General features: G+C 64.7%; 3 protein-coding genes. 1 reads left to right on the forward strand and 2 read right to left on the reverse strand.

The annotated features are described in order from the left end of the window. The coding region (locus JOY90_RS07580; RefSeq protein WP_291690528.1) for an adenylate/guanylate cyclase domain-containing protein at window positions 1–477 on the forward strand (477 nt) is incomplete at its 5' end. 122 nt (window positions 478–599) lie between these two features. Here the strand turns inward: JOY90_RS07580 and JOY90_RS07585 are convergent. Both JOY90_RS07585 and JOY90_RS07590 read right to left on the reverse strand, forming a co-directional pair. After that, complete coding sequence (locus tag JOY90_RS07585) at window positions 600–2,693, reverse strand: S9 family peptidase (protein WP_291690529.1); 2,094 nt, start codon at window positions 2,691–2,693, stop codon at window positions 600–602. Window positions 2,694–2,924: 231 nt separating this feature from the next. Beyond that, a partial coding sequence (locus JOY90_RS07590; RefSeq protein WP_291690530.1) for an iron ABC transporter permease occupies window positions 2,925–3,357 on the reverse strand: 433 nt, incomplete at its 5' end.

A 3,357-nucleotide genomic window follows, 5' to 3' on the forward strand; every position in this document is an offset into this window, starting at 1 on the left:
GAGGGCACGCTCGACCGCTATGCCGGCGACGGCGTGATGATCCTGTTCAACGCGCCGATCAAGTTCGAGGATCACACCGCGCGCGCGGTGAAGATGGCCTGCGAGATGCGCGACCAGGTCGGCGCGCTGACGCGCAAATGGCGCAACCGCGGGCACAGCCTCGGCTTCGGCATGGGCATTGCGCTCGGCTACGCCACGCTCGGCCAGATCGGCTTCGAGCACCGGCTGGAATATGCCGCGATCGGCAGCGTCACCAATCTCGCCTCGCGGCTGTGCGACGAGGCCAAGGCGAACCAGATCGTGGTGAGCCGGAGGGTCCATGGCATGGTCGAGCCCTGGGTCGAGGCGCGCCCGCTCGACGATCTCGTGCTCAAGGGTTTCAATCATCCGGTGCTGGCGATGGAGATCCTGCGCTGGCGCGAGGAGGTCGACAACGTGGTGGATGCATCAGCCGCGGCGGCACGACGAAGGAAGTAGTCGTATATCGTAGGGTGGGCTAAGGCGCGAAGCGACGTGCCCACCATCTAGCGACTCAATGGCTCAGCATGGTGGGCACGCTTTGCCTCCGCTCTTCGAGCGCAGGCAAAGCTTGGCCCACCCTACACATCCCCTGCCATCCCAGCGGCCCACAGCGCGAACGCATAGACGATCGCGATCTCGTCGAGGCGGTTGAAACGGCCGGAGGCGCCGCCGTGGCCGGCGCCCATGTTGGTGCGCAACAGCACCGGTCCGCCGCCGGTCATGGTCGCGCGCAAGCGCGCGATCCATTTCGCCGGCTCCCAATAAGTGACGCGCGGGTCTGTCAGTCCCGCCATCGCCAGGATCGCCGGATAAGCCTTCGCCGCAACATTGTCATAGGGCGAGTAGGACAGGATGGTGCGGAAATCCTTCTCGCTCGCGACCGGGTTGCCCCATTCCGGCCATTCCGGCGGCGTCAGCGGCAGCTTGTCGTCGAGCATGGTGTTGAGCACGTCGACGAACGGCACCTCGGCGACGATGCCGGCAAACAACTCGCTGGCGCGGTTGGCAACCGCGCCCATCAGCATGCCGCCGGCGCTGCCGCCATGGCCGACGATGCGCTTCGCGCTGGTGTATCTCGCATCGATCAGCGCCCGCGCACAGGCGGCAAAGTCGTCAAAGCTGTTGGTCTTCTTCTCGCGCTTGCCGTCGAGATACCAGCCCCAGCCCTTGTCGGTGCCGCCGCGGATATGCGCGATGGCATAGACGAAGCCGCGATCCACCAGCGACAGCCGGTTGGTATTGAACGACGCCGGCATCGCCATGCCATAGGAGCCATAGCCATAGAGCAAGAGCGGCGCGCGGCCGTCACGTAGGAAGTCGCGCCGGTGCAGCAGCGACACCGGCACCTCGGCGCCGTCCTGCGCCCTGGCCATGATGCGGGTGGTGACATAGTCGGCCGGGTCGTGGCCGGAGGGAATCTCCTGCCGCTTGCGCAAGGTCCGCGTGCGGCTGCCCATGTCGTAGTCGTAGACTTCCGACGGCGTCGTCATCGACGAATAGGAGAAGCGCAGATTGGTGGTGTCGAACTCGTAGGAGCCCATGGTGTCGAGCGAATAGGCCGCCTCGTCGAAGGCGATGGCGTGCTCCTCGCCGCTTGCGAGATCGCGGATCACGATCGACGGCAAGGCATTGGCGCGCTCCAGCCGCACCAGATGGCCGGAATAGAGATCGTAGTCGAGCACATAGACGCCGGCGCGATGCGGGACCAGGTCGCGCCAGTTGGCGCGGTCCGACGCCGCCAGCGGCGCGGTGACGAGCTTGAAGTCGATCGCGCGATCCGCATTGGTCAAGATGAACAATTCATCGCCGCGGTCGGCGATCGAATATTGCACGCCATTTTCGCGCGATGCGATCACGCGGGGCGGGGAATCGGGTGCGGCGAGATCGATCAGGCGCTGCTCGGAAGTCTCGTGGTCGCCGCCCGCGATCACGCAGAAGCGGCCGCTGGTCGATTCGTGCAGATGGGTGAACCAGCCTGAGTCCTGCTCCTCGTAGACGAGAACATCATCGGCCTGTGCGATACCGAGCCGATGGCGCCATACCTGCATCGGGCGATGGTTGTCGTCGAGCTTGACATAGAAGAAGCTCCTGCCGTCGAGCGCCCACACCACGCCGCCGTCGGTTTCCTCCACGACGTCATCGAGATCGCGCCCCGTCTCCCACTCGCGCACGCGAATCGAAAAGTATTCCGAGCCCTTGGTGTCGGCGCTCCAGGCCTGCAGCCTGTGGTCATGGGAATGCCGGCTGCCGCCGAACCTGAAGTAATCATGGCTCTTGGCGAGTTCGTCGCCATCGAGCACGATCTGCTCCTCGCCGCCACCCCGCGGCATGCGGCCGAACATCTCGTGCTGGCCGCCCTCGCGGAATTTGCGGAAATAGGCATACGGCCCGTCGGGCGAGGGCACCGAGGAATCATCCTCCTTGATGCGCCCGCGCATCTCGGCGACGAGCTTCTTCTGCAAGGTGGCGGTGGAACCGAGGAAGCTTTCGGCATAGGCGTTCTCGGCTTCGAGATGCTTGCGGATGTCCTGATCCAGCACCTGCGGATCGTGCAGCACCTCCTGCCAGTCTGCGTCCTTCAGCCAGGCATAGTCGTCGGTCATGGTGACGCCATGCACGGTGAACGAATGCGGCCGGCGCGGGGCGACGGGGGCGGATGGTTTGGCTGTCACGGAGGACCTCGCAAGCAGATGGGCTTCCGATATAGGGGTTGCCGGACGTCGGCGCCAGAAGGGCCGCGCGCTCCGATCCGTAGGTGGGCTAAGCGGCCCCGTGCACCAATGCGTGCCACGCAAAGGCGGAAAGCGTGCCCACCATCCAGAGCCGCTGTCGAGACGATGGTGGGCACGTCGTTCCGCGACGATGCATAGGATCGTTGCGGAACGACTTAGCCACCCTACGCACTACCTTGCGTTCGCGCCGAACATCGGGATGCGGTTGACCACCAGCACCACGGCAAACGTGATCACCAGCATCGCGATGCCGAGCACCGAGATCGCGGCGAGGTCGCCGCTTTCGTTGAGGTCATAGATCAGGACGGAGAGCACCTTGGTCTGCGACGTGAACAGCACGATCGCGGCCGACAATTCACGCATCACGCCGATGAAAATGAAACACCAGGTCGCGATCACGCCGGTGCGGAGCAGCGGCGCGACGATGCCGCCCAAGGTCTGCAGCCGCGTCGCCCCGAGAATGCGGCTGGCATCCTCGAGCTCCGGGTGGATGGTGGCGAACGCCGCCTGCAATTGCTGATAGGCCGAGGGCAGGTTGATGGTCAAAAACGCGATCAGCAGAATCCACAGCGTGCCATAGAGCACGAAAGGTGGCCTTGTGTAG

This window comes from Bradyrhizobium sp. (assembly GCF_019242285.1).
GTDB lineage: Bacteria > Pseudomonadota > Alphaproteobacteria > Rhizobiales > Xanthobacteraceae > Bradyrhizobium.